The sequence below is a fragment of the Nostoc sp. 106C genome, from assembly GCF_002154725.1.
In the GTDB taxonomy this organism is placed as follows: Bacteria; Cyanobacteriota; Cyanobacteriia; order Cyanobacteriales; family Nostocaceae; genus Aulosira.
The window spans coordinates 38,449-62,546 of record NZ_MTAW01000099.1 but is presented as its reverse complement, the minus strand read 5'-3'; the positions used below and the strand labels follow the sequence as shown (position 1 = coordinate 62,546).

30 protein-coding genes are annotated in these 24,098 nt (G+C 41.5%); 9 read left to right on the top strand and 21 right to left on the bottom strand.

The genetic code is table 11. The annotated features are described in order from the left end of the window. Positions 1-252: 252 nt before the first annotated feature. From carA to BV375_RS36855, 6 genes are all read left to right on the top strand, one after another. Complete coding sequence (carA, locus tag BV375_RS13140) at positions 253-1,419, top strand: glutamine-hydrolyzing carbamoyl-phosphate synthase small subunit (protein WP_086761110.1); 1,167 nt, start codon at positions 253-255, stop codon at positions 1,417-1,419. A 177-nt stretch (positions 1,420-1,596) separates the two neighbouring features. Next, the gene (locus BV375_RS13135) at positions 1,597-1,941 is read left to right on the top strand and encodes an STAS domain-containing protein (RefSeq protein ID WP_086686535.1); all 345 of its coding nucleotides are present in this window, start codon (positions 1,597-1,599) and stop codon (positions 1,939-1,941) included. A 247-nt stretch (positions 1,942-2,188) separates the two neighbouring features. Beyond that, entirely contained in the window at positions 2,189-2,668 is a 480-nt protein-coding gene (locus BV375_RS13130; protein WP_086761108.1) for a ribonuclease III domain-containing protein, read from the top strand. Positions 2,669-2,764: 96 nt separating this feature from the next. Next, the gene (rlmB, locus tag BV375_RS13125; protein ID WP_086761106.1) at positions 2,765-3,805 is read left to right on the top strand and encodes a 23S rRNA (guanosine(2251)-2'-O)-methyltransferase RlmB; all 1,041 of its coding nucleotides are present in this window, start codon (positions 2,765-2,767) and stop codon (positions 3,803-3,805) included. Positions 3,806-3,900: 95 nt separating this feature from the next. Further along, positions 3,901-4,203, top strand: a complete 303-nt coding sequence (locus BV375_RS13120) for a DUF1816 domain-containing protein (RefSeq protein WP_086761104.1) — start codon at positions 3,901-3,903, stop codon at positions 4,201-4,203. Between the two features lie 122 nt (positions 4,204-4,325). Continuing rightward, positions 4,326-4,484 (top strand): hypothetical protein, encoded by a 159-nt coding sequence (locus tag BV375_RS36855; RefSeq protein WP_166507440.1) that lies wholly within the window; start codon positions 4,326-4,328, stop codon positions 4,482-4,484. Here the strand turns inward: BV375_RS36855 and BV375_RS13115 are convergent. The 5 genes from BV375_RS13115 to BV375_RS13095 all read right to left on the bottom strand — a co-directional run bounded on the left by BV375_RS13115 (position 4,455) and on the right by BV375_RS13095 (position 8,029). After that, entirely contained in the window at positions 4,455-5,303 is an 849-nt protein-coding gene (locus tag BV375_RS13115) for an alpha/beta hydrolase (protein ID WP_086761102.1), read from the bottom strand. The genes BV375_RS36855 and BV375_RS13115 overlap by 30 nt on opposite strands. Continuing rightward, positions 5,303-5,563, bottom strand: coding sequence for a hypothetical protein (locus tag BV375_RS13110; RefSeq protein WP_086761099.1), 261 nt, complete (start codon positions 5,561-5,563; stop codon positions 5,303-5,305). The genes BV375_RS13115 and BV375_RS13110 overlap by 1 nt, the downstream gene beginning before the upstream one ends. 75 nt (positions 5,564-5,638) lie before the next feature. Further along, positions 5,639-6,202: a CAP domain-containing protein gene (locus BV375_RS13105; RefSeq protein ID WP_086761097.1), complete on the bottom strand. Its 564-nt coding sequence runs from the start codon at positions 6,200-6,202 to the stop codon at positions 5,639-5,641. A gap of 41 nt (positions 6,203-6,243) precedes the next feature. Next, on the bottom strand, positions 6,244-6,951 hold the full coding sequence (locus BV375_RS13100) for a CAP domain-containing protein (protein WP_086761095.1): 708 nt from the start codon (positions 6,949-6,951) through the stop codon (positions 6,244-6,246). A gap of 322 nt (positions 6,952-7,273) precedes the next feature. Then, complete coding sequence (locus BV375_RS13095) at positions 7,274-8,029, bottom strand: thioredoxin domain-containing protein (RefSeq protein WP_086761093.1); 756 nt, start codon at positions 8,027-8,029, stop codon at positions 7,274-7,276. An 843-nt stretch (positions 8,030-8,872) separates the two neighbouring features. Here BV375_RS13095 and BV375_RS13090 point away from each other — a divergent pair. After that, the gene (locus BV375_RS13090) at positions 8,873-9,724 is read left to right on the top strand and encodes a universal stress protein (RefSeq protein ID WP_086761132.1); all 852 of its coding nucleotides are present in this window, start codon (positions 8,873-8,875) and stop codon (positions 9,722-9,724) included. An 80-nt stretch (positions 9,725-9,804) separates the two neighbouring features. Here BV375_RS13090 and psbM read toward each other — a convergent pair whose 3' ends face one another. The 5 genes from psbM to BV375_RS13065 form a co-directional block, all read right to left on the bottom strand. Continuing rightward, complete coding sequence (gene psbM, locus BV375_RS13085) at positions 9,805-9,921, bottom strand: photosystem II reaction center protein PsbM (RefSeq protein WP_086686522.1); 117 nt, start codon at positions 9,919-9,921, stop codon at positions 9,805-9,807. A 119-nt stretch (positions 9,922-10,040) separates the two neighbouring features. Beyond that, complete coding sequence (locus BV375_RS13080; protein ID WP_086761091.1) at positions 10,041-10,337, bottom strand: 2Fe-2S iron-sulfur cluster-binding protein; 297 nt, start codon at positions 10,335-10,337, stop codon at positions 10,041-10,043. Between the two features lie 183 nt (positions 10,338-10,520). Then, positions 10,521-10,658 (bottom strand): photosystem II reaction center protein K, encoded by a 138-nt coding sequence (locus BV375_RS13075; RefSeq protein WP_010995059.1) that lies wholly within the window; start codon positions 10,656-10,658, stop codon positions 10,521-10,523. Positions 10,659-10,776: 118 nt separating this feature from the next. Then, complete coding sequence (gene tgt / locus BV375_RS13070) at positions 10,777-11,880, bottom strand: tRNA guanosine(34) transglycosylase Tgt (RefSeq protein ID WP_086761089.1); 1,104 nt, start codon at positions 11,878-11,880, stop codon at positions 10,777-10,779. Between the two features lie 130 nt (positions 11,881-12,010). Continuing rightward, positions 12,011-12,463: a hypothetical protein gene (locus BV375_RS13065; protein WP_086761087.1), complete on the bottom strand. Its 453-nt coding sequence runs from the start codon at positions 12,461-12,463 to the stop codon at positions 12,011-12,013. A 366-nt stretch (positions 12,464-12,829) separates the two neighbouring features. On the opposite strand from BV375_RS13065, the gene cobS reads away from it, so the two are divergent. After that, positions 12,830-13,603, top strand: a complete 774-nt coding sequence (cobS, locus tag BV375_RS13060) for an adenosylcobinamide-GDP ribazoletransferase (protein WP_086761085.1) — start codon at positions 12,830-12,832, stop codon at positions 13,601-13,603. Between the two features lie 80 nt (positions 13,604-13,683). Here cobS and BV375_RS13055 read toward each other — a convergent pair whose 3' ends face one another. Next, a complete protein-coding gene (locus BV375_RS13055) occupies positions 13,684-14,145 on the bottom strand; it encodes a PPC domain-containing protein (protein ID WP_086761130.1) in 462 nt (153 codons plus the stop codon). An 81-nt stretch (positions 14,146-14,226) separates the two neighbouring features. Continuing rightward, positions 14,227-14,904 (bottom strand): ComF family protein, encoded by a 678-nt coding sequence (locus tag BV375_RS13050; protein ID WP_086761083.1) that lies wholly within the window; start codon positions 14,902-14,904, stop codon positions 14,227-14,229. A gap of 175 nt (positions 14,905-15,079) precedes the next feature. Here BV375_RS13050 and BV375_RS13045 point away from each other — a divergent pair, with 175 nt between their 5' ends. Then, positions 15,080-15,664 (top strand): Uma2 family endonuclease, encoded by a 585-nt coding sequence (locus tag BV375_RS13045; protein WP_086761081.1) that lies wholly within the window; start codon positions 15,080-15,082, stop codon positions 15,662-15,664. A gap of 176 nt (positions 15,665-15,840) precedes the next feature. Here the strand turns inward: BV375_RS13045 and BV375_RS13040 are convergent, their stop codons facing one another. The 9 genes from BV375_RS13040 to BV375_RS13000 all read right to left on the bottom strand — a co-directional run bounded on the left by BV375_RS13040 (position 15,841) and on the right by BV375_RS13000 (position 24,062). Beyond that, positions 15,841-16,329 (bottom strand): GNAT family N-acetyltransferase, encoded by a 489-nt coding sequence (locus BV375_RS13040; protein WP_086761079.1) that lies wholly within the window; start codon positions 16,327-16,329, stop codon positions 15,841-15,843. 48 nt (positions 16,330-16,377) lie between these two features. Further along, complete coding sequence (locus BV375_RS13035; RefSeq protein ID WP_086761077.1) at positions 16,378-18,228, bottom strand: leucine-rich repeat domain-containing protein; 1,851 nt, start codon at positions 18,226-18,228, stop codon at positions 16,378-16,380. A gap of 24 nt (positions 18,229-18,252) precedes the next feature. Further along, complete coding sequence (locus BV375_RS13030; protein ID WP_086761075.1) at positions 18,253-18,651, bottom strand: VOC family protein; 399 nt, start codon at positions 18,649-18,651, stop codon at positions 18,253-18,255. Positions 18,652-18,671: 20 nt separating this feature from the next. Beyond that, positions 18,672-19,268: a tRNA isopentenyl-2-thiomethyl-A-37 hydroxylase MiaE gene (gene miaE / locus BV375_RS13025; RefSeq protein WP_086761073.1), complete on the bottom strand. Its 597-nt coding sequence runs from the start codon at positions 19,266-19,268 to the stop codon at positions 18,672-18,674. Positions 19,269-19,363: 95 nt separating this feature from the next. Beyond that, on the bottom strand, positions 19,364-20,080 hold the full coding sequence (locus BV375_RS13020) for an SDR family oxidoreductase (protein ID WP_086761071.1): 717 nt from the start codon (positions 20,078-20,080) through the stop codon (positions 19,364-19,366). 85 nt (positions 20,081-20,165) lie between these two features. Next, the gene (locus BV375_RS13015; RefSeq protein ID WP_086761069.1) at positions 20,166-20,561 is read right to left on the bottom strand and encodes a VOC family protein; all 396 of its coding nucleotides are present in this window, start codon (positions 20,559-20,561) and stop codon (positions 20,166-20,168) included. Between the two features lie 276 nt (positions 20,562-20,837). Further along, on the bottom strand, positions 20,838-22,253 hold the full coding sequence (locus BV375_RS13010; protein WP_086761067.1) for a cytochrome P450: 1,416 nt from the start codon (positions 22,251-22,253) through the stop codon (positions 20,838-20,840). A 38-nt stretch (positions 22,254-22,291) separates the two neighbouring features. Continuing rightward, the gene (locus tag BV375_RS13005; RefSeq protein ID WP_086761065.1) at positions 22,292-23,065 is read right to left on the bottom strand and encodes an SDR family oxidoreductase; all 774 of its coding nucleotides are present in this window, start codon (positions 23,063-23,065) and stop codon (positions 22,292-22,294) included. A 124-nt stretch (positions 23,066-23,189) separates the two neighbouring features. Next, a complete protein-coding gene (locus BV375_RS13000) occupies positions 23,190-24,062 on the bottom strand; it encodes a hypothetical protein (RefSeq protein WP_086761063.1) in 873 nt (290 codons plus the stop codon). Positions 24,063-24,098 lie beyond the last annotated feature (36 nt).

Below are 24,098 nucleotides of genomic sequence, written 5' to 3'. Positions count from 1 at the left end.
TAGGAAAGAAATTGGAAACAAGGGGATTTGGAAGAACAAAGAAGAAATAACCAATGTCTGTTAACTCTTAACTACTATTTAAATTTTTTATTTTTAATTAATTAGCTTCAAAACGCTAAGTCTCTAAACTCATGGGATAATTAACACTCGCAGCTTATACGAAACTAGGGACTAAAGACTAGACACTAGAAAAAATCTTCAGAACCCCTAGCTTTTACCCCCAGCCCCTAATCATGATTGCCTTCATCGCTTATGTCCCCGTCTGACACAATACCTGCTCTACTTGTCCTAGCGGATGGAACTGCTTATCGCGGTTGGTCTTTTGGTGCCACAGGAACCACAATTGGGGAAGTGGTCTTTAACACTGGCATGACTGGATATCAAGAAGTGCTGACCGATCCCAGTTACTGCGGTCAGATTGTCGTTTTTACCTATCCTGAATTGGGTAACACTGGCGTCAATCCTGAAGATGAAGAATCGGCTAGACCCCAGGTGCAAGGTGCGATCGCCCGCAATATTTGTCAGCGACCAAGTAACTGGCGCTCGACACAATCCTTGCCTGACTACCTGAAACAGCATCAAGTACCTGGTATTTACGGTATTGATACCCGCGCCCTTACCCGCAAAATTCGGATGTTTGGAGCTATGAATGGTGGTATTTCCACATCTATTCTGGATGAGGCCGAGTTACTAGAGCAAGTACAGGCAGCGCCTAGTATGCAGGGATTAAATCTGGTGCGTGAGGTTACTACCCCAACAGTTTATCAATGGTCAGATCCCACAATCCCCGCTTGGGAATTCAACTCTAATCCAGCGGACAGTGCGGCAGAAGCTTTTATCGTTGTTGCTCTTGACTTTGGGGTGAAACGTAATATCTTGCGTCGTTTAGCAAGTTACGGTTGCCAGGTAATTGTTGTTCCCGCGCATACACCACCAGAGGAAATTCTCAAATATAATCCAGATGGCATCTTTCTTTCCAACGGGCCTGGCGACCCCGCTGCTGTCACTGAAGGTATTGAAACTGCCAAGGCACTGCTAGGCGCTGAAAAACCCATCTTTGGTATCTGTATGGGGCATCAAATTTTGGGTCATGCCTTGGGAGCAGAAACCTTTAAACTTAAGTTTGGTCATCGGGGATTGAATCAGCCTGCGGGTTTACAACAACGGGTAGAAATTACCAGCCAAAACCACAGTTTTGCTATTGACCCGGATTCTTTACCTGAAGCAGTTGTTGAAATTAGCCACCTCAACCTGAACGATCGCACTGTTGCTGGGGTACGTCACAAGTCTCTGCCTGTGTTTTCAGTACAATATCATCCAGAGGCTAGTCCTGGTCCCCACGATGCTGATTACTTGTTTGAGGAGTTTGTCCAAGCAATGCGAGCAGCACGCCAATTAGCCGCAACTGGGGTTAAATAAAATTAGGACAAGAAATTTTAGATTGAAACCTAATCCAAAATCTAAAATCCAAAATCCAAAATTGTTTCCCATACCCTAAACCAGCAGGTTGTAGACAACTTGCACCAAAACCATCTATACTGGAGCGTTCACTTTCACCATGAGGAGGGAGTTATTGCTGAGCCACTGAATCTAACTGTGAGCCTGAGGGGTACTCGTGAAGCCCGGGATAACTGTCAGCTATTCCGCCTCACAGGTTTGTTAGATGCTTTTTCTGAGCCGACATTTCGCAAGGTACTAGGTAGCAAGATTGATGAGGGTCCAAAGCACATTATTTTGGATCTATCACAAATTGACTTTGTTGATAGCTCTGGCTTGGGTGCTTTGGTGCAGCTAGCCAAGCAGGCTCAAAACGCCACCGGCACCTTGCAAATTGTCACAAATGCCCGTGTCACTCAAACGGTCAAGCTTGTTCGCTTAGAGAAGTTTCTCTCCCTGCAACCAACTGTTGAAGCGGCTCTAGAAAACATCAAGTCGTCTTGATTGCTTGACCAAAAAAACAATCTAGCTATCCGATGCTTTATCTGGATAGCTTAATTTTTAGCTCAGCTGGCTAGCCAACCTCTCTATTTATGGCAGAGGTATCAAGCCAGCTAATATTAAAATTTCAACTTTTAAACAAAAAGATAAAATTTAGTCAGTAATTTTTGTTAGTGTAGATTATGCTAAGTATCTCAACACATAATTAATGATGCCTGCCAAATGTAGCACACTAAGGAAAGATTAACTTGTGAAGCCTAAGGAGGAAGAGCTATTAGATGGACAAGATGAAGCTGCTAAACAAAATTCATTTTGGACCCAATCACTCTTGGCAAGCACATTTCAATTACCCCAACAAATCTCTGTTTCACAAGTGCAACAAATTTCTCCTGCGGCATTAGCATATGTGGGAGATGCAATTTATGAGCTATATGTTAGAATGTTTTATCTAATGCCATTGCAGCGACCAGATACTTACCATCGTCTGGTAGTGGCACAGGTTAGAGCAGAAAAGCAGGCGCTACATTTGCGATCGCTAGTACCTCATCTGAGGGATAGTGAATTAGATATTGTCCGACGGGGTCGTAATGCTGCCACAGGACGCTCAAAGCGGGCTGATCCAGAAATTTACCAACAAGCAACTAGTCTAGAAACTTTAATTGGCTACCTTTATCTCACAGACTTCCCACGCTTAACCGAGCTTTTGCAAAAACTCTATCTAGAAAAATAGTGGGCAATAAATCTCACGAAAGCAAAATCCAGTGGAGTGAGCTTCGGTAAGTTTGGGAATCACTATGCCCACCCATAAGTCATACCAAATACTCTTATGTCATCAGATAAACCCAGAAAAATCAAGACTGCTGGCGAACCTAATCGCGGGCTACCTGTGAAAGTGAAAAGCAAGCGCGTTCTTGCTAATCCTATTCGCAATCCCAGACCGATTGATGGTACTAAGCCAGTTCGTAATCCCAGGCCGATTGATGGCAGTAAGCCAGTTCGTAATCCCAGATTTGGCGATGCTAAACCCGAAACTAGCGGACCACGCCAAAATCGTACCGTTCCCCATCCACCCTCAGAGATCAAACAAGCACCAGAAGATAGTGATATTATCTATGGTCGTCATCCAGTATTGAGTGCTTTAGAAAATCAGCGCGGTCTCAACCGAATTTGGATTACTACCCGTTTACGTTACGATGCCCGCTTTCATCATTTGATCCTGCAAGCCAAGGACAATGGTGCAGTTATTGATGAAGTAGAACCAAAGCGCTTAGACCAAATCACCGACGGAGCCAATCATCAAGGTATAGCGGCGCAAATCGCTCCCTACGCCTATATGGAATTGCCAGATTTAATTGAGAAGGCAAAATCTGTCAGCGATCCAGTCATTATCGTAGCTGATGGGATCACTGACCCCCATAACTTAGGTGCAATTATTCGCACCGCAGAAGCTATAGGCGCACAAGGATTAGTTATTCCTCAAAGACGGGCATCTGGGATCACTTCCACAGTGGTTAAGGTAGCAGCAGGTGCTTTAGAAAACTTCTCCGTCGCCCGCGTCGTTAATTTGAGCCGTTCTTTAGAAGAACTGAAGGAAGCTGGCTTTTGGATTTATGGCACAGCAGCAACCGGCAGTGAACCTCTACACACAGTGAGTTTTAGCGGTCCGATTGTTTTAGTAATTGGCTCAGAAGGCGAAGGACTTAGCATGTTAACACAACGTTCTTGCGATGTCTTAGTGTCAATTCCCTTACAGGGTAAGACCCCTAGCCTTAATGCCTCAGTAGCAGCAGGTATGGCGCTTTATGAAATTTATCGCCAGCGCTTGCTAAACACACATTATCTGGATAAATTACAAAAACCTCTTTGAAAAATAAGAGTAAAAGAGTATAAAGAAATGTAAAGCAAAAAAACAGCAAAATATCGTTTAATATCCAGTACCTCATTCATAAATTGGCAACTACCATGAAAACCATTTGGGATGATCTCAAGGAAACGTTGATTAGCACAGTCAACAATCTAGGCTTGGCTTGGTGGGTAGAGATTGTGACACAAAACCCCCGTTGCACATACTACTTTGGCCCATTTCTGAGCTCTGTGGATGCCAATCTGGCAATTAAAGGTTACATAGAAGATTTGGAGACAGAAGGCGCACAGGGAATTATTGTAAATGTGAAGCGTTGCAAACCAGATGCTTTAACAATTGCTGAAGACTTGGGGGAAAGGATTGACCGCAAAGTAAAGCCTGCCTTTAGCGGTCAAATGTAAATTAGGCAATAGTCAGTATTCCTTATGCTAAGACCTGAGTAGAACCGAGAAAACCAGGAAAAAATTTCTTTTTCTCTTCTCTTACGTTTCAATTTGCTTGCTTGAATTGTTGAGAAGCAGAAATGTTTCTAACTTCTCAACTACGCCAGATGCTTTTAGTCTGGCGGCTAAATGCACTGAATCCGCCATACCAGAAGCAGCAGCGTCTACAGCATTTTGTACTCAATCGACCGGGAATTAGTGACGGAAAATTACCAAATTACCTGAGAATGTTCTTCTAGCCAGTGGTCAATGTCTCTCAATACCTGCTCGGGAATTTCCCAAGGGAAAAGGTGGGCAGTATTGGGGTAAGATTGCCACTGACAATTCTTGAGGTGGCGAGCCGTTTCTAAACTAGCATCAACTGTGATGTGGCGGTCTTGGGCACCAGCAAGTACTAAACTCGGACATTCTATTTGCCACAAGTCTGTAAGTCTGTTATATCCAGATTGTATGGCAGTGAAAAGAGCACGAGAAGCGGCTGGGGAAGTTTGTAAATAAGCTGGCACCGCGTCCTTAGCGATATAGCTATATGCTGTTGGTGTATGCTGTTGGATTAAGTGACGAAATAGCGATCGCTTAGCAAAAGTTTCAATATTCCACTGCCAACTCGGTTTGATATAGTTCAAGATTCCCGCAACACCAGTGTAAAGATTATCCTGCCAAGCGATTGGCGGATGGTTGCCACGCGGTCTGGCGGCTGTAGCCACCAAAATCAGCCCTGTAATGCGTTGTGGCAGGCGCAATGCCAGTTCCATCGCCAGAATACCACCAAGTGACCACCCTAATACCAAACATTTCTCAATCTGAAAGCGGTCTATTAGAGCTTCTAGGTCATTTAAATGGTCTTGCATAGCAAAATTTCCTGAGAAGCGACTTTTGCCATATCCACGTAAATCAGGGGCAAAAGTTTGGTAGCGCTTTGAGAGGTGATTTGTAAATACAGAAAGACTCCGACCGGAACCAGGATGGCCGTGTAAAGCCAATATAGGTAAACCTTGACCTTGAACATAGACATTCAACTTCGCAGCATTAGCCGCAGGATAACTATGCCCGCCCATCACTCTCCGTTCTCCTGTCTAACAAACCAATGTTCTAAAATGCCTTGGCTTTCGGTTCGTAAACCCCTAATTTTTTTAATATCCGTCATAATTTTTTTAAAGTTTCGTTGAGTTGCATCATGATTGGGCTGATGAATTTCAACTACCTGCACCAGTAAATTTACCGTTGAATGCAGTTGTGCGATCGCAGTTTTATCAGCCTTTATAGCTGCTGTGTTCGCTTCAGCCCTTTGTGCTGTCCGCTTTAATCTTTCTCTCATATAAATTTTTTATATCTTGCTTCTAATTGTGACATAACCTGAGAAGCAAGGATTTCAGCATTATTAGGCGAACCATTAAACTGATGTTTCTTGGTAGCCTCCAGCGTAGGTAATCACGCACATCTGCCTATATGTAGTGTGAATACCGAAAGCAACTCCGGTAACTTTAAAAGCAGGGTTAAAGATATTTTGGCGATGACCGCGATCGCGCACTCCATCATCAATAATTAATTGCATAATTATATCTTCGGCTAAATGAAAACCATAGGCAATATTTTCGGCTGCGGTAATTTGCCAATCACCATAGCGGCTAATGCGAGTAAAGGGATCGCTACCATCGCTACCGTAGTGGCCAGTCGCGCCTGTGATTCCTTGGTCTTTAACGTGATCTTTAGCAGCCAAAGACATACCATTAGAAACGCTCAAAGCTGCCACAGGACGAACAGAATACAGAAATAAAATTGCTTCATTAACTGCTTTTATTCCTTCTTGAGTTTGCAAATAAACCCGCTCGGAAATTCTAACTTGTCTACCTTGAAAGCGCTGTTTCCAATTATCTAAAACTTGGATATATGCACTTGGATTTATCCGCACCTTGTTCATTTCTGCTATTACTTGTTTTTCTAAAAGTGATAGCATTTTCTATTAATTAACATAAATAAAAAACTATCACAGTAAACTTATGATTTCTCTCTATAACCACCAGCGTAATCAATTACGCAGATTGTTTTATATGATTTGTGAGTTCCATAAGCAACACCCGCGACTTTGAAAGCAGCGTTAAAAATATTTTTGCGATGACCGCGATCGCTCACACCATCATCAATAATTAACTGCATGACGATATCTCTAGCAGTGTTTGGGCCATAGCTGATGTTTTCGCCTGCGGTGGTTTGCCATTTACCATAGCGATTAATGCGAGTAGCAGGGTTGCTACCATCACTACCATAATGACCTGTTGCACCTTTGGGGCCTTGGTCTTTGACATGATCTCTAGCACCTAAAGACATCCCCTTAGATGTATTCAATGCTCCCACAGGACGAGCCGACTTGAGAAATGCGATCGCCTCATCCACAGCTGTGACTCCTTCTTGAGTCAGCAAATAAGTATTATTAGCAATTTTGACTCGGTTACCTTGAAAGCGCTTTCTATAGTTTTCTAATATGGGAAGGTAAGCCTTGGGATTTGTCCGTACCTTGTTAGTTTCATCAATTACTTGTTGTTCTAATGGCGAAAGGTAACTTGCCTTGGCTAACAAAGTAGGAGTAGCTTTCTGAACTATAGACTGGGGCGATTTTGCTACAGACTGGTTAGGGGGTAGCAGTTGTTGATAACAGCTAGCTATCAGGGTAAGGGGCAAAAATAGCCAAATTCCAGCGCGACCCATGAATTACCTCACAATGTTATTTATACGGCTTAATTTATTTAATTTTAGATACACTACAGGATAGTAATATTCCCTAATTTTAAACAGAGATATTCTGAAAGAAAAGCGCAGAGTTACGCCAAGGAGTACAGACAAATCTCCTATACTCGGCGTTAAACCTCTGCGTTATACAATTCTCACTCAACATCATGTTGTAACCTTTATTACAATAAACGTAAAGAGTGAATTGACTACCTAGGGGGGAATATTGTTCCCTATAAATGCCTGTGGTTCACAAATTGAACATTGCTATAGGTTTTTTGGATTCGCAGTATGTCATGATCTACTTAGCATCAGCTAATATACTCTCGATGTTTGATAACTGCACTACACCAGAGAAATTTTTACTATTCATGACGAAAAAAGGTGTACCAGCAATGCCCAATTTTTCAGCTAGTCGAACATCTTTTCCTATAGATTTTTCAGCAAGATTGTTGACACCAAAGGCATCAATTTTAAACTTTTCTAGATCTAGATTCAAAGATTTAGCGGTATCCAGATATAACGCTTGGCCAAGTTGTTTTTGATTAGCAAACAAAGCATCATGATATTCCCAAAATTTGCCTTGTTGATTTGCGGCCCAAGCTGCTTTAGCCGCCGACAATGCTTCAGCATGAATTGCAGTTAGAGGGAAATATTTGTAAACTAATTTCACTTCATTCTGGTGCTTTGCTAACAACTGTTTCAGGGTTTTATGCGCCTCAGCACAGTAGGGACATTGAAAATCGGAAAATTCTACTAACACAATCTTTGATGTTGCCAATCCAGTAGTAGGAGACTCACTAATTACCAACTGAGGATTTGTTTTTAAATCCTGTAAAAATGCTTGTCGTGCTTGCTGTAACTGTTGTTGCTGTTGTTGCTGGTATGTTTGGACAGATTCGATAATTACCTCCGGGTGTTCGCGGAGGATTTGTAATACTTGCTGTTCTAGTTTGGGATTGGAACTAGCCGCTTGTGCGGGAACTGCCCAGGCTAAAAGATAGCACAGTAAGCTGATGCACACCCATATACGCATATACTGAAAAAATTGACGCATACAAAAACTTCATCTCTCAATATCCTCCTAGTATTCCCTGAGACGAGTCTAGGCGATCGCATTTCTGGGCAAAATCAAATTTAATCAATAATTTATTTAAGAAGCCGGGGTTCCCCCAGCCACATCCGTAAATTTATCAATAATCACGGTATTGTGCGGTTTTTAGTTTTAACGCTTAAGAAATTTCTGTTTTAACCTAAAAGTTAGCAATCAACAGTCAACTGTGAAAATACAGTTTTTACAACATAAACCACATCTATTTTGAGAACCATAGTTTTAAAAGTAGTGGGAGTATCTTGCTCCCTGCTCTTCGTAGCGGGCTTTCCGGCCCGCACTACTCCAAGTGCCAAAATGGACGAGGTTTATTATTGATTTGCATAGCAATTTCTCATAAGAGTGAACTAAAAAATTTTATAAAGAAATAACTTAATATTTTAAAAAGTTATTGCAAAAAAGTGAACTTAGGAGAAAAATGCTATAATTCAGCTACTTTTTTTTAGATATTCTTTGCAATACTTAACTACCTTTTAATGAACAAAGGTTAACATAGATTAAAAATAATAAATACCATCATATTTTAGTAAATATATCAGGCTAAATTGAGAGTAAGCTTAATCATTGGAGCCTAGTTAAGAACTTATGTAACTAAGCGCAAATAAACATCACAATCAAAAATGAAAGTCTATATTCTGATTCCAGAACAACAATGATATGGACAATTAGCTGTGATTTTATATGTGCGAAAAACTTACTAGGTTGTTCAGCAAGGTTATAAAAAGCCTAGCTGAGGCAAATCACTAAGAGCAGAAACCAAAGCAATCTTAACAACAAGACAGACGTATGATGATAGAGAAAATTTTGCTGGCTGTGTCTGGATTGGGACATGCAGAAGAGATGCTAAAAGCATTGAAAGAAGTGCCATCAATTCAAAGTGCAAAAGTTACAGTTTTGCATGTGGTACCACCTCAATCTACCGCTAATGCTATGACCCAAAAGTGGGAAGAAGGTGGCAAGATTCTGGCTAATGCTATTCAGTCTTTGAACTTAGATCCGAGTCAAGTTTCTTCAATCTTGCGACAAGGCGATCCCAAAGATGTAGTTTGCCAGGTAGCTGATGAAATTGATGCTGACTTAATTATCATGGGTTCACGGGGACTCAAGCGGCTGCAATCGATTTTATCTAACTCAGTTAGCCAGTATGTGTTCCAACTGTCATCTCGTCCCATGTTGTTGGTAAAAGATGACATTTATGTTAAAAGAATTAACCGCATTATGGTGGCAATGGATAACTCTGATGCCGCAAAACATTGCTTGAGTTTAGCTTTATTTTTGCTGCGAGGTATCCAGGGGGGTCAGCTAATTTTAACTAATGTTAATACAGATTTGCGTGGTAAATCATCTGATGTGAACGAAATTACCCCAGAGAAAAATTCAGTTTTAGCAGCAGCAGTTGCAGAAGCCGAAAGGCAAGGAGTTAAAACTCGTTGTTTTACCAGTAGCGGCAAACCAGGTGAAGAAATCTGTCGCTTGGCAGAGGAGTTGAACGTAGATTTATTATTGCTTGGATCTCCAGATCGCCGTCCATCAGTAGCTAAGAGTTTTGTCGATATAGATCGGCTAATCGGCGCTTCTTTGTCCGACTATGTTCGAGTCAATGCTACTTGTCCTGTGTTGTTGGCACGAACCGTTAGTTAAGGTCACAATATATTTAGCGGTTGATAAACAAAAACCCCTACACTTATGGTGCAGGGGTTCTTTATCTTATAAAAAACGTATTAACTATCTTTTTTACCTTCGCGGCTGGCAGTTTGGATGTACAGAACTATTAAAAATACAGCGGGAACTAGTACAAACAGAATGCTCGCTACGAACCCCAGGTCATTAACTTGCATGGCAAGAAAGCCTCTCCTAGATTTCCAGTCAACAACATTAGAATAGCATCATCGATGACAGAGTTTGCCCAAATTTTCTGCTGCTGCAAATGCTTAGTAAGCTGAAATTAGCCCAAAGGCTAAGGTTTAGTTACGACGCTTACTGGCCCATTTACTAAAGATTGGCAAGCAAGGCGGTAATTTTCAGGTTTTTTCTTCAATTTCCGGTTTTCTACATCTGTGCGAGGGGAAAGATTCTCTATACCTTCAACAATCTCGACTATACAAGTACCACACTGGCCATAACCACCGCAATTTGTCATTTTGCCAAACAATGTATATATATCAATCCCATTTTGCATTGCTTTGAGCCGCAGATTAGCACCATCGGCTGCTACTACTTCTTTATCTTCTTTAATGAATTTGATATTACCCATAAGTACTACCTTATTAACTTTAAGCTTGGTTTTTGACTTTTTGTGAACCAGGCTTGATATGCTAACTTAAGTCTATATTAAAATATTACATATTATTAAGAAATATCAATTTTAGCAAAGAAAATAATTCAAAAAAATAGGACAGGTATTTGAACCTGTCCCAGAAATTGAAACTTAATTAACTTACCTAAATCCCACTGCTGCTTGCCAAACGAAAGCAAGTAACAAGAAGAAAACGGGAATTATTGGGAGAACATCCACTAAAGGATCAAAAATTTGGTAAGCTTCAGGCAATTTTGCTAACAACAGTGCTGCTTCCATATTCGTTTAAATCCACCTATCCAACACAGCTTTCATAATTGAGAAGTATCTTAACATGGTTTAGTCATTGGTCATTGGTCAATAGTCATTTGTTATTGCGCCTTGTGCTCATTATTTGTTAATTGAACCAATGAGCAAATTCTGTGGCAAAACGATCGCTTAATATTGCTTCGCGGATGTGTTGGGTAAAGCGAATTAGTTCAGTTATGTTATGAATACTCAATAGGGTGTAAGCTAAAATCTCTTGTGCTCGCACTAGATGAGAGATGTAAGCACGGCTGAAGTTTTGACAAGCATAGCAAGTACAAGTTTCATCTAATGGTGCAAAATCTTCACGGAATTTAGCATTTTTTAAATTCCAGCGATCGCCTTGTACCATTGCCGTACCATGTCTGGCCCAACGGGTAGGAATTACGCAATCAAATAAATCCACACCAGAAGCGATCGCAATTGCCATTTCTTTATAAGTACCAACACCCATCAAATAACGAGGCTTTTCGGGTGGTAGCAGTGGTGCGGTTGTTCGCACAATCTGAGCCATTAGTTCAGGTGGTTCTCCTACACTCACGCCACCAATGGCATATCCAGGCAAATCTAACTCAGCTAAAGCCAAAGCAGCTTGCGATCGCAAATCTAAATACACACCACCTTGGACAATGCCAAACAGTGCCTGATCGCTGCGTTTATGAGCGACAATACAGCGTTCTAACCAACGGTAAGTGCGTCCTGTGGCAGCTTCTACCTCTTGGCGAGTAGCTGGATAGGGTGGGCACTCATCAAACGCCATAATCACATCCGCCCCTAGAGTATTTTGAATCTCAATCGAGCGTTCCGGTGTTAATTTAATAATTTGTCCATCATGGGGCGAGCGAAAAGTTACTCCTGCTTCTGTAATCTTTCGCATCTCACTCAAACTAAAGACCTGAAACCCACCAGAATCAGTGAGCATGGGACCATTCCAACCCATAAATTTGTGCAGCCCCCCACCTCCAGCCACAATTGCTTCCCCTGGTTGTAGGTGGAGATGATAAGTATTAGATAATACCATCTGCGCTCCAGTTTCCTGAAGTTGGGCTGGGGTCACAGTTTTGACATTTGCCAGCGTTCCCACTGGCATAAATCTTGGGGTCTCCACAGGGCCGTGAGGGGTGAAAAATACCCCCGCTCTAGCTTTTGTCTGACTACAGCAAGCAAGACATTCAAAAGAGAAATTGGCGCTCAAGGTAAAAGTAATTTTATTTCGTTAAATAATGGACAAGTATAAAAAATGGTAACTCGGTATTAGCTACCACCTTAGTGCTAACTACTAACCGATTACCAACTTTTCGACTATATAGTATTTCTGTTGCTAGTTAAAACGACTCAGAAGTGTCATCATCAATTTCTGCATCCCATCTAGCTGAGAGTACTTGCTCCATCATGGCTTCGATGGCACTAACATTCAAGTTCCGCTCCCTTCGTTCTTGTAAAGGAGTTGAGAGGGGAATCAGCCGCAAACACATACTTTCTTGCATTAAATCAAAGTAGGTTTCTTGTTGCGGGGACTGTTTCAATTCTAAGTAATCAAAACTATGAACATTCAAATAGAGCGCTTGGTTGGCAACTAGAGTAGATCTTTGTGGATTGGCAAACACTTCCATCACATCCCCATCACCCTCACTCTGTAACTGGCCTTCTTGGGTGTAGATGTAGTGGACTCGACCTAAGTCAGCCAATAATCGTCGCATATCGAGCTTATTCACAATAATGCCCGTGTTAATAATGCACGGAGCTGGTATCCTGGTGTCGGGTAGATGATGACTCATAAGGAAATGGGGAATGAGCGAAGGTCAGGTGCAACAGCGCAAAACATTTAAGCCAACGGTCTGTATACCCCCTACATTTAAAAAATATCAACTTTCGAGGGCAATCGTTTAACAACCTGGATTAGGTTCTTAATTTAAGAATACAAAACAATACTCTCTGTGTTGAACTTTTGCATTTTTGAGATTTATTAAAGGTTTGTATAAAATTATGCTAAATGGTTTTAAGCACACTGAGACTAGCATAACAAAATTTTTTCGATGAATCTGAATAGCAAATAAAACTTATTTAAAGCTTTAAAATCATCTAACACAGCTTGTAACGGAATGAACTTATTCCATAAATAGCTGTTGAGGGAAGCAAATAATATGACAAACCAGCCTCCATCTGGAAAAAAGCTGCTGTTAGATTTAGCTGCTGCTGTAATATTTTATACTACTATTCCATTGCCAAATCTGACAGAATTAGAGTTTTGGCGGGTAGCGCGTTTTGCTCCACTAGTAGGACTATTGATTGGCGGAATTTTAGGGTTATTTGATACAGGAATGACTTATTTGGGTATACCAGTATTAACTCGTAGCGCCTTAGTAGTCAGTCTGAGCATTAGTATTACTGGAGGACTGCATTTAGACGGAACGATGGATACTGCTGACGGTTTAGCGGTAGGCGACCCAGAGAGACGGTTAGAGGTAATGACAGACAGTGCTACAGGTGCATTTGGAGCAATGGCAGCGATCGTCTTATTATTGCTCAAAACAACAGCCTTAACAAATATAGAAGCAAACCGTTGGTTGATATTGATGGCGGCTTGTGGCTGGGGACGCTGGGGACAACAGCTAGCGATCGCTTGTTATCCTTACTTAAAACCTACTGGTAAAGGCGCATTTCACAAGCAAGCCATTCAATCTTACAAAGATTTGTTGCCGGGACTGCTGTTGCTCATAGGTTTGAGTGGGTTAGTTGTTTTGCTAGATAGCAAGCGGATGTTTTTGGCATTAGCAATGGTAATCGCTGGAAGTGCGATCGCCATCCTTACTGGTGCGTGGTTTAACTATAAATTAGGCGGACACACAGGCGACACTTACGGCGCAGTCGTTGAGTGGACTGAAGCCTTATTTCTTTGTGTGCTGACTGTTTTTTAAGAGAAAGGGGCACAAGAAAGAAATAACTAATGACCCTTGTCTATTATCTTTCGACAAATCACAAATGACCAATGACTACTTCATTTTATCGGTTGCAGCTTTGTCACTTTAAGTTTAAACTTTCCAACACCAGTTTCTCCAAAAGAACGGACACGAATAATATAAGTACCTGTTTCTACAATACGAGTAAATAATAGGGAATTACTGGTGCCATCGGGTCCGTCATCATTTTCTGCCAATGTTGCTCCATCAGGTGACAACAGGGTGATAATGCTGTCAAAGTTGTCAGATGCCAAATCGACTGCTAAATTATCGCCTTTATTCAACTTCACCGTATAATCACGGGCAAATCCGCCCTGACCTGTAGGAATATCTTTCTCTGAGAGCGTATCGTTAAATTCAGCACTACTAGTAGTTAAAGGAATTGGACTATATAACTTATTTTGAGCAAAAGCTGCGCTTGTACTGACACCAATTGCCACTAATGTGGCTGGAACGATGATTACCCGTTTTAAACCGGCTGCAAAAGCTTTACTGATCATTTCAAGCAAAATTCCCACACAAACAGGGTGATCTGGTCAATTATAGAGTTCTCTGAGATAGCTTGCCCATGAATTGTTTGGTTATTTATTTTTGATAGCAGTAGCAAGTGCTACTAACCCGGAGACCGCAATTCCCCAGTTACTAAGTGTTTGTACCGCTGCTGCGGCAGTAGCACCTGTAGTATAAATATCATCAATTAATAATACTGGGAAATCCGGTTGGCGATCGCGAAATTCTGGACTCACAGCAAAAGCTGCTGCCAAGTTTTTTTCTCGCTCTGATGCTGATAAACCAAACTGCGCTTTAGTTTCTCTAACTCTTTCTAGACCATTTAGTTTGAATTTTAACCCAGTTGTTTGACAAAAACTTTGTGCTAAGAGTGCAGCTTGGTTATAGCCGCGTTGTTTTTGCTTACTAGCGTGAAGTGGTATGGGAACAACAACGAACCTTTGATCGCGTCTTGGCGAATTTAATAACCAAGCCTCTCCTAACCATTGACCCAAAGGACGAGCAATTTGAGGTTGATTTTCGTATTTCAGCGCCGCGATCGCTCTTTTTAGGGAACCACCATAAACTCCCCAGCTAAACACTGGTAGAGGCTCTTTCCACAAGATATTTGGATCTTTGAGATGACATTTTTTTAACTGTTTTTCACAGTATTCACAAAGTTCACGAGCTGTACTTCGTTGACACAGCGGACAATGGGATTGAAGAAAAAGGTTAAGTAAACCTTTAAGTGCGGTTCTAGCATAAATCACAGCTAGTCTTTCCTTTTGAAAGCAGGTATGGCTGACATTAATTTGGCACAAATCAGCTTTGTCATTCTCAGTGTTCCCTTCATGTCTCTCATCTCCCTTCCCATACCCCTTTTTCTAGCTAGGATATTAATTACTCTTGTGAATGCACCCGACCTTCACATTTGCTGAACAAGTCATGCAAAAGATAGAAACGACGTTACCACTTCGCCTGTGGACTGTTGAGGAATACCACCGAATAGCTGAGGTTGGGATTTTTGGTGCAGATGAACGTGTGGAACTCCTAGATGGAAAGATTATTTGGATGAGTGCCAAAGGAACAGCTCATACCTCATCTGTGGGCAGAACAAATAAATTACTACAAAATCGTTTAGGAAATCGGGCTTGGGTAGCTATTCAAGACCCAGTAAAGTTAAATGAACGGTCTGAACCAGAACCAGATATTGCAGTCGTTAAAGTAGACCCGCTAGATTATGCAGACCATCATCCTATTCCACCTGAGATTTATCTGATTATTGAGGTGGCAGATAGTAGCCTGAAACTGGATTGTGAAACTAAAGGCAAAGCCTACTCAAAAGCGGGAATTAGTGATTATTGGGTGCTAGACGTGGTTAGTCGTCAAGTACACATCTTTCGGGAACCAAGTGAAGATGGCTATCAAAGTGAAAAGATTTTGGCAGAAGATGAAACTATTTCACCCTTAGAGTTTCCTGATTTGAGAATTCAGGTTTTAGAGATGTTACCGCTAGTGAGTAGGTCTTAGGAGTCGTGTAAAAATAAGTTGAACAATTTAATATAAGTAGTGCGAGCATCTTGTCCGCGCGAGCAAGATGTTTGTCCTTCGGACACGCTACGCGAACGCACTACTTATTTTTACTTGATGCCTTAGTTAAAAGCGATCGCCTTTGAGTAAAATGGCAAACAGCACCAAGCTTGTATTTATGGTTGCTTGAGTAATTTTACATACACCCGATCGCACCTTGGGGTTTCTACACCTGTTGCTGGTTTATATCCGTTACTTTCATAAAGTTTGACCGCTTCTACTAAAACACTCGCAGTTTCAATCCAGATTTGCTGAAAACCACGGGCGATGATCGCTGCTTCTAGTTGTTGTAACAAATATTTCCCTAATCCTATACCTCTGATACTGGGTAAAAGGTACATTTTCCTAATTTCTACAGCTTTTTCACCCCGATTTACAGGGTAGTATGCCCCAGTACCTACTAACTGGCCCTGGTGTTCAATTACCCAAAACTCCCCACCAGTGGCTAAGTAGCATTCCTCTACTTGCACCACATCTCGGTCAGCGCCGTTGGGTTCCCAACCCAAACCGTATTCTGATAATACATAACTGATAACTGCGGCAGTGCTTGTGCGATCGCTCTGCTCCCAGTTACGAATCAAAAAATCTCGATAATAATCTCTCATCGGAAAATTTTCAATAATTTTTAATTTTGAACGGGAGCAAAGTGAGAGTCAAGTTTGTACAGAAAATTCTTCTGGATCTATATCCCAATTTACCCAACGAACAGCAACTCTGGCAGAGTTAATCTGTGGCGGTACTCTTAATGTATGAATTTTTGCCGTGCTAGGGCAAGTCATTTTCAAAAGATGAATTGGCTCAACATCGACATCAGCATCAATGCGAAGTAGGGTGTATTCTTGCCAAGAATCGATGACTTGCGCTTGTAATTGCTCGCATATGCGATCGTAGCCTATACCTTGGATTAAAACGCGCCTGAGTTCGGCATTATCTTCTTCTAAAAGCCACTGCGCTTGCCATTCGTGAGGGTGTAGCTTGCCGTATTTCTCTGGTATTTTCACTCCGTGATAGTAGTATCCAATATGCCAGCCATCGCTAAACTCAATTGCAGGTTCGCCTTCTGCGTGTAAGCGATCCTCAGTATCTAAAGAGATTTTACGAGGGCGATCGCACACTATACAAACTCTCTCAAACGGAAATATCCAACCGCAGTTTTCAAATAGTTGATTGAGACACCGCAATGCTTCTTGTTCTTCTTGGTCAAGCTGATAATTAAATTCACGAACTAAAAACTCGGTCGAACCAATCATCGTCAGTAATTCTTCAGGCATAATACTAATTTGCCCTAAAATCCTCAAATCATAGTCTTCTAACTGCTTGTGAAAACGTCTCCACACTTCTCTAGAAAAGCTATTTTGTGTAAGGCGGTTTTGAATCTGATTGTATAGAAAACATCGCAATCCTCTACTCAGTTTTTTACCAGTAATTTGCTCGATTCTCTCTGCTATTCCTTTTTCCAATTCTTGACGTTCAGGCAAACACTTTAAATTTACGGACAGACTAGGTAAAAAAATAATTTTAGGTTCTTCCAGACCCATGTAAGCATAAATATCCTTAACTGCTTTTATGCTTTTTTGTTCATCAATTGGTACAGTATAAATATTAGAACACTTGCTTTGGAGTGATGACCAGATATTCCTGTCGAAAATTGGTGGACGAATCCCCAGTGAATTTAGGTTTGTCAGTCCAAATAATAGGCTCAAGTCGGAAATTTGATTGCAATTGAGATATAAGCGGTTTAGGTTAGTTAACCTAGATATGGGACTTAAATCCGAAATCTGATTGTCATTAAGTACAAGTTCAGTTAGGTTAATAAGTTTAGATATCGGACTTATATCTGAAACTTTATTGCTAGTGATATTCAGTCTAGAAAGATTTGTTAGTTCAGATATAGGACTGATGTCTGAAACTTTATTACCAAGAAGATTCAATGTAGTCAGGTTGGTCAGTCCAGATATGGGAGTCAGGTCGGAAATTTGATTACGCTCGAGAAGCAGTACAGTCAGATTCTTTAGCTCAGATAGAGGACTTAAATCTGAAATTTGATTGCGCTCAAGATTCAGTATAGTCAGATTTTTTAGCTTAGATAGAGGACTTAAATCTGAAATTTGGCTGCACTCAATAATCAGTACAGTTAGCTTGCTGAGATGGCACAGAGGATTTAAGTCTACAAAGTTTTTGTTTTTGTTACTGAAATAGAATTTAGTCAGATTAGTTAGGCTAGACAGCGGACTTAAATTTAAAATGTTCTTATCAAAAAGATGCAGTACAGTCAAGTTAGTTAGGCTGGACAGCGGACTCAGGTCAGAAATACCCTGTTTAGAAAGAATCAATTCGGTAGAGTTTGATAGTATCTGCTCTGCTTCATAGCAATCAGAAGTACCAGCTTTCGCCAATAGCACCTCAACTGTATATCTTGCTTCAGTTGAGAGGCTATCTTTATGCAAACACCAGTCAGCAAAGCGGGTAAAGTTCGGAGTCTGGTTTGGCTGTGGTTCAGACATCGGGTAGTAGCTGGCGGGGAAACTCTAACTTACGATACCCAGGTTGGTGTAAACCTCAATCAAATTACCATCAGGATCGCGAAAATGAGCGGTGCGGATTCCCCAGTCTAGACGGTCTGTAGGTGGAGCCACAACGTTCGCATTATGGTCTTTGAGCCGTTGATATACTTCATCGACATTATCGACGGCAAAAATTAAAGATGTTTTATCCTGGCTGTAAAAGGATGAAAGCTGATTTGGGATGATTTGGGACATGAACTCTTTCTTTAACACAGCCAGCTGGATAGATCCAGTACTAAACTCAGCGTATCCAGTCTCTTCATCCCCCCAATCTACATCCAACCCCAGTAAATCCCGGTAGAACAGAAAAGCATCTTTATAGTTGGAAACAAGCAGTCTTAGGTGTGTTAACTGAAGTTTCATAATCAATGTGCGTTAGTTTACTAACTGTGAATTCTAGGCTCTGGGTGCAAAGTTGCTAGCAATTCACTTTCAACAAATGCTAGTTCATCGAGCCGTTGCATGACAAGTTCACGGTCAAAGTAAGTATCGGCTAAAACCCAGTAAGTACCAAAGTGACGTGCTTCTGATGCCATCAAACCGCGATAAAATTTCGCTAATTCTGGCTCAGGACAGTGGGTAGCTAACAATCCTAGACGTTCGTGACTGCGCGCTTCAATTAATCCCGTAACGAGTAACGAATCTAAAAATCTATCGGGTTCTTGGGGACGAACTTGCGCTTTTAAACCTGCACCGTAGGGAGGTGGCGATAAAGGTGCAAGGGGGATGTTGCGGCGTTCTAGCCATTGATTGACTAGTTCAAAATGCTCTAGTTCTTCACGAGCGATCGCAGTTAATTCTCTGACCATTTTCGCATTGGAAGGGTAGCGAAACATAAAATTTAACGCCACACCCGCAGCTTTGCGTTCGCAGTGGGAGTGGTCGAGCAAGATAATATCTAAGTTAGCGATCGCTTGTTCTACCCAAGCCGAACTGGTAGGTTGTTTGAGGGCGTTGATAGTTGTTAATGCAGTAAGCACAGGATAAAAAACTCCAGAACTCTCAATTTAGCTGACATAGCCTAGCAAATTGATTTTAATCCTGGATGGGGCGATTGGGACTGAGAGGGGGTTTACTACCATTCTATGGGTTGGCGATCGCGGAAGAATCCACCAGTAGCACCCCCATCACCAAGAGTTGCTAACCACACAATTGTATCGACTCCTTGTTCTGGAGTTCTTGGTGCATTTTCTCCACCCATATCGGTTTGCACCCAACCAGGACACACAGAATTAACTAAGATATTTGTGCCTTGTAATTCGCTCGCAAAAATCCGTGTGAGGGCATTCACAGATGTTTTAGAAATGCGATATCCTGGGGAACCTCCCCTCATATCAGTTAGTTGTCCCATTCCTGAAGAAACATTGACAATTCTGCCGTAATTCTGTTTCTTCATGAGAGGAAGTAACGCCTGAGTTACTCGCAAAACTCCATAAACATTTGTTTCTAGCGTTTGTTTTAAAGTATCAACTTTGGCATCAAAAATACTGTTGCTACCTGTTTGAGAATCTATATATACACCTGCATTATTTACTAATACATCGAGTTTGCCAAATTCATTATCAATAAATTTAGCTAATTTCTGGCAAGTTTCATCACTAGTGACATCAAGAGGCTGAGAAATTACATCTAATCCTTCATTTTTTAATTTGATTCCTGCTGATTTACCTTTTGCTTCATCTCGACTGGTGAGAATTACCTGATATCCTTGTTTAGCCAATTGGCGAGAGGCTTCAAATCCCAAACCGCGATTTCCACCTGTGACGACTGCCACTTTTTTAGTTGTATTCATAGTTGTTTCAAGTTATCAATCTTAGGAGATTTAGATCCCCGACTTCTTGAAGAAGTCGGGGATCTGGACAGCGATTTGGTGCTGACTATGCGAGAGCATAATCATGGTTATATTCAACTAACTCAATTTCGTTACCGTCAGGATCATTAACATAAATTCTATGCTTGGTTTCAGTAGCTGTCATTGTGTAATAGTCAATGCTATGAGCATCAAGCAATTGTTTCATAGCTTCGCCATCTTTAATTACGAAGCCGACATGATTAATGCCAATGCTTTCGTAAGGCTGATGTACTCTTTCTTGTTCAGAATCGTCATTTAAAGCGAGATAAAATTGGTTGTTGCCAAAATGCATCCAGCGGTCGCCATTGAATACGCCTTCGGCTCGCACATACCAATCTGGGAATAAAGTTTGGTAAAACTTTTTAGTAGCGTCGATATCTTTACAAGAAAGGTTGATGTGTTCAAAGCGAATCATGTTCATACTTTGCTCCTGTGAATTATGTAAGTTAAATTTTTATTTATTAGTTATTCAAATATTTGAATCAGCCAAAAATTTATCAGGCGAAATCGAATAATTAGGAATTATCCTAAGGCAGTATCCAAGAACATCATGATGACAAACCCCACCATCACACTTATTCATGCAATTTATAAATAAATCATAGTCGAAATGATTATGAGTTGCAATATATCAAGATAAAAAATCGCAGATGTTTTTTGTCTGCGATGAAAAAAGTTAGATCTTGGTAAGTCTAAGTTAGGCTCGGCGTGTAATATTGATTTGGTAATCAGCCCTGAGATGTTTCAGAGGAAACTGCACAAACTTGGGTTCGCCTGTATCCTCCCAGTTGAATGTTTGTAGTAAATGCGACGCGAAAACTTTTGTAATTGCGATCGCCAATTGCGCTCCCAAGCAAGCGTGTACGCCACCACCAAAGGGAATAAATTCATACGTCTTGCCTTCACCACGTTTTGGCAGAAAACGCTCTGGATCAAATACTTCTGGCTCGTGGAAGTACTCTGGCATCATGTGTGCAATCCGTGGTTCTGCGATAATTACACAGCCTTTGCTATACAAAATGCCATCCAGTACTACAGACTTAGTGAGTAGACGACTGGCTGTAGAACTGGGAGGTAGAGTCCGTAGTGTCTCCTTAATTGTTGCATCTAAAAATACCATTTGCTTCAAATTTTCGGGTGAGAACATATTGACTGGACTGTTTTCCCCTACCAGACTGGCTTGCTCCTCTTGCAGCCGTAGCAATACTTGCGGATGGCGAGCAATTTGGTACAGGAGCGAAGATATCAGTCCTGATACCTCATAATCTGATGCCCATAGCTGTAGTAGACACTGATTCTCAATTAACTCTTCACTAAAGACCCCATCGGGATTTTCTTGCTGGCTGGCTAGCATCATCGAGAGGAAATCAGCAGTGGGGTTCATAACTTTCCCCTCATCTCGCCGCCGACGCACCACAGCACGCATAAATTCCAAGAGTTTGGTACGTGCTAAAAGTCCGCGCCCGTATTTTGTTAAGGGAGACTTCCACTGAGACAAACCATAGAAGCCATCAAAATATACCTTGTACAAAGCTTTTAACTCAGCTTTGGAGGAAATTGGTAATTCTTTGAAAGTGTGAGGATTAGAGTCATCTAAACTGATTCCCAACAGCAGAGGGGTAAGTACATCAAAGCAAATCTTCTCCACAGCAGAGTATAAGGCTATGCTACTGGGAGCAGTCCAGCTATCGATCCCGCGAACAATTACGTCATTGATTTGTGGTGTATAGCCATCAAGTACCCGGCCAGTCAGTCCAGGCGCTAAAGCATTTTTACGCTGACGATGCAAATCAGGTCTTTGAAACAGACTGTACTCACCGAACATATCCATTGTGGTTGCTGGTAGTGCAATCTCTGTATATTTCAAATCCCCATTAAATGCCATTTGAATAGCTTTAGCGGAGCCTACAAAGATAGTAGTGCGACCAAACACCCCTGTATTAAAAATAGGGCCATACTCTTGGAGATTTTTGCGGCAGAACTGATCCGGATTCGCAATGTACTCAAATGTGTCATACCACTTTGGCTTTCTGGGTGGAGTGGTAGTTCCGGTAGGTGGCGCTTGTCCATCCTCAAGTACAAGTACTTCTTCAGCGTTGGCAGTATTCTGCATAGCTTTGCGAAGCTCAAATTTTATCAAGTGTTCTCATTTTAACTGCGTCTGTTGACTAGGGTGGCGCTAGCTTGGTCAACGGGCATGAGTACTATTTCATTGATATTGACATGGGGCGATCGCGTGACGCAGAAAAATATTACATCAGCCACATCATCTGGAGTGAGGGGAGTGACGCCCTGGTAAACTTTTTTGGCACGTTCGTTATCACCATGAAAGCGTACCTCACTAAATTCTGTTTCTACCATTCCGGGATCAACAGAACTTACCCTGATAGAAGTACCCAACAAATCTTGTTTTAAGCCTTCAGAAATTGCTTTGACTGCGGCTTTCGTACCACAATAGACATTGCCATTCGGGTAGGTTTGATGTCCGGCGATAGAACCAATATTTACCACATGACCGCGATCGCGTTTTACCATCCCAGGCACAACATAGCGGGTGAGGTAAAGCAAGCCCTTAATATTGGTATCAATCATTTCTTCCCAATCCTCAAAGTGGCCTTCGTGTAGCTTGTCTAAACCACGACTCAGACCAGCATTGTTGATCAGAATGTCAATTTCAGACCAGGAGGAAGGTAGGCTAGAAATAGCAGATTCCACAGCAGCGCGATCGCGCACATCTAGTTGTAATAGATAAATTTCAGTATTAAAGTCTTTATTGAGTGCATCTGCTAGTTGCTGTAAACGTTCTAGTCGTCGCGCCGCTAAAATCAGTTTTGCACCCGCACCAGCAAGAACTCTGGCACAAGCAGTACCAATACCACTACTTGCGCCAGTGATCAGAACAATTTGATTTTGCAGGGAAATCATTGTTAGTCAAAAGTCAACAGTCCAGTGTCAATTGTCCAATAATTCGGAACTAATGACCCAGATTAGATGACTGGAAGGGAGATGAGGGAGTGTGGGGAGAAATGCCCAATGCCCCATGCCCAAACTACTTTTTCACCACTTGTAGACGCTGTGTTACCATCGTCATCCCATTTCCGCGCAGGATTACCGCAGAAATCCATTGGTTACCAGGAGTAGATGGTGCACGTCCGACTTTAAAAAGCCCACCAGAGGTAAGTAATTCTAAATCCACAGGTGTGGGGTTGAGATATTTGTCGGCTTGAATAGGTTCTTCTATGGCTGTTCCTAAAAGAAAATCATCCCCTAAAGGTTCTTGGACGATCGCATCAAAATTATATTGCTGTCCAACTTTGACTTGTTGTGGTAACTTAACATCAACTTGAGGTGGCTTGCTACCTGAAGTGAGTAAGGTACGTTCCGACAAAATATCTTGACGGAGGATTTTTGCACCTGAAATGCGTTGACGTGACTTAATTGTGGCATTCAGAGCTAAATTATTACTGTTAGCAGAAGGTAAGCCAGTTATATTAGTTACTGTTTCAGCGACAATGGCATTGCCTTCAGATTGCCAAGATTGCAATTGGGTAGTGTATTTTAATTTGGGATATCGCTTCCAGAGGTCAATTAAGGCTTTTTCCAGAGTTTGGCGGTTTAATCCATCGCCATGAACAAAATTAGGGCTGTAGAATTCGATTACCTTTTTAACATCACCAAGGCTTGCGGCTGTATCAATTTGTGTCAACAAATTTGCCAATTCGGGGGGGGCGTTTTGAGCGATTTTCTCGGCTGCTAGACGCTCAGATGATGGTTTGCTGGTGTGTAGTGATTGCTGTGTTGTACTTGCTTGAGTGCATTGCCAAGTAGTTGCTATACCAAATGTCAGTATGGATAAAATTAGCCAGATGCTAGTGGGAAATTTGCGGTGGCGTCTCAGTAATAAATTAATAATGTTAGTCATTGGCAAGAATTTACTGATTTCACTAGAGAAGGTGGG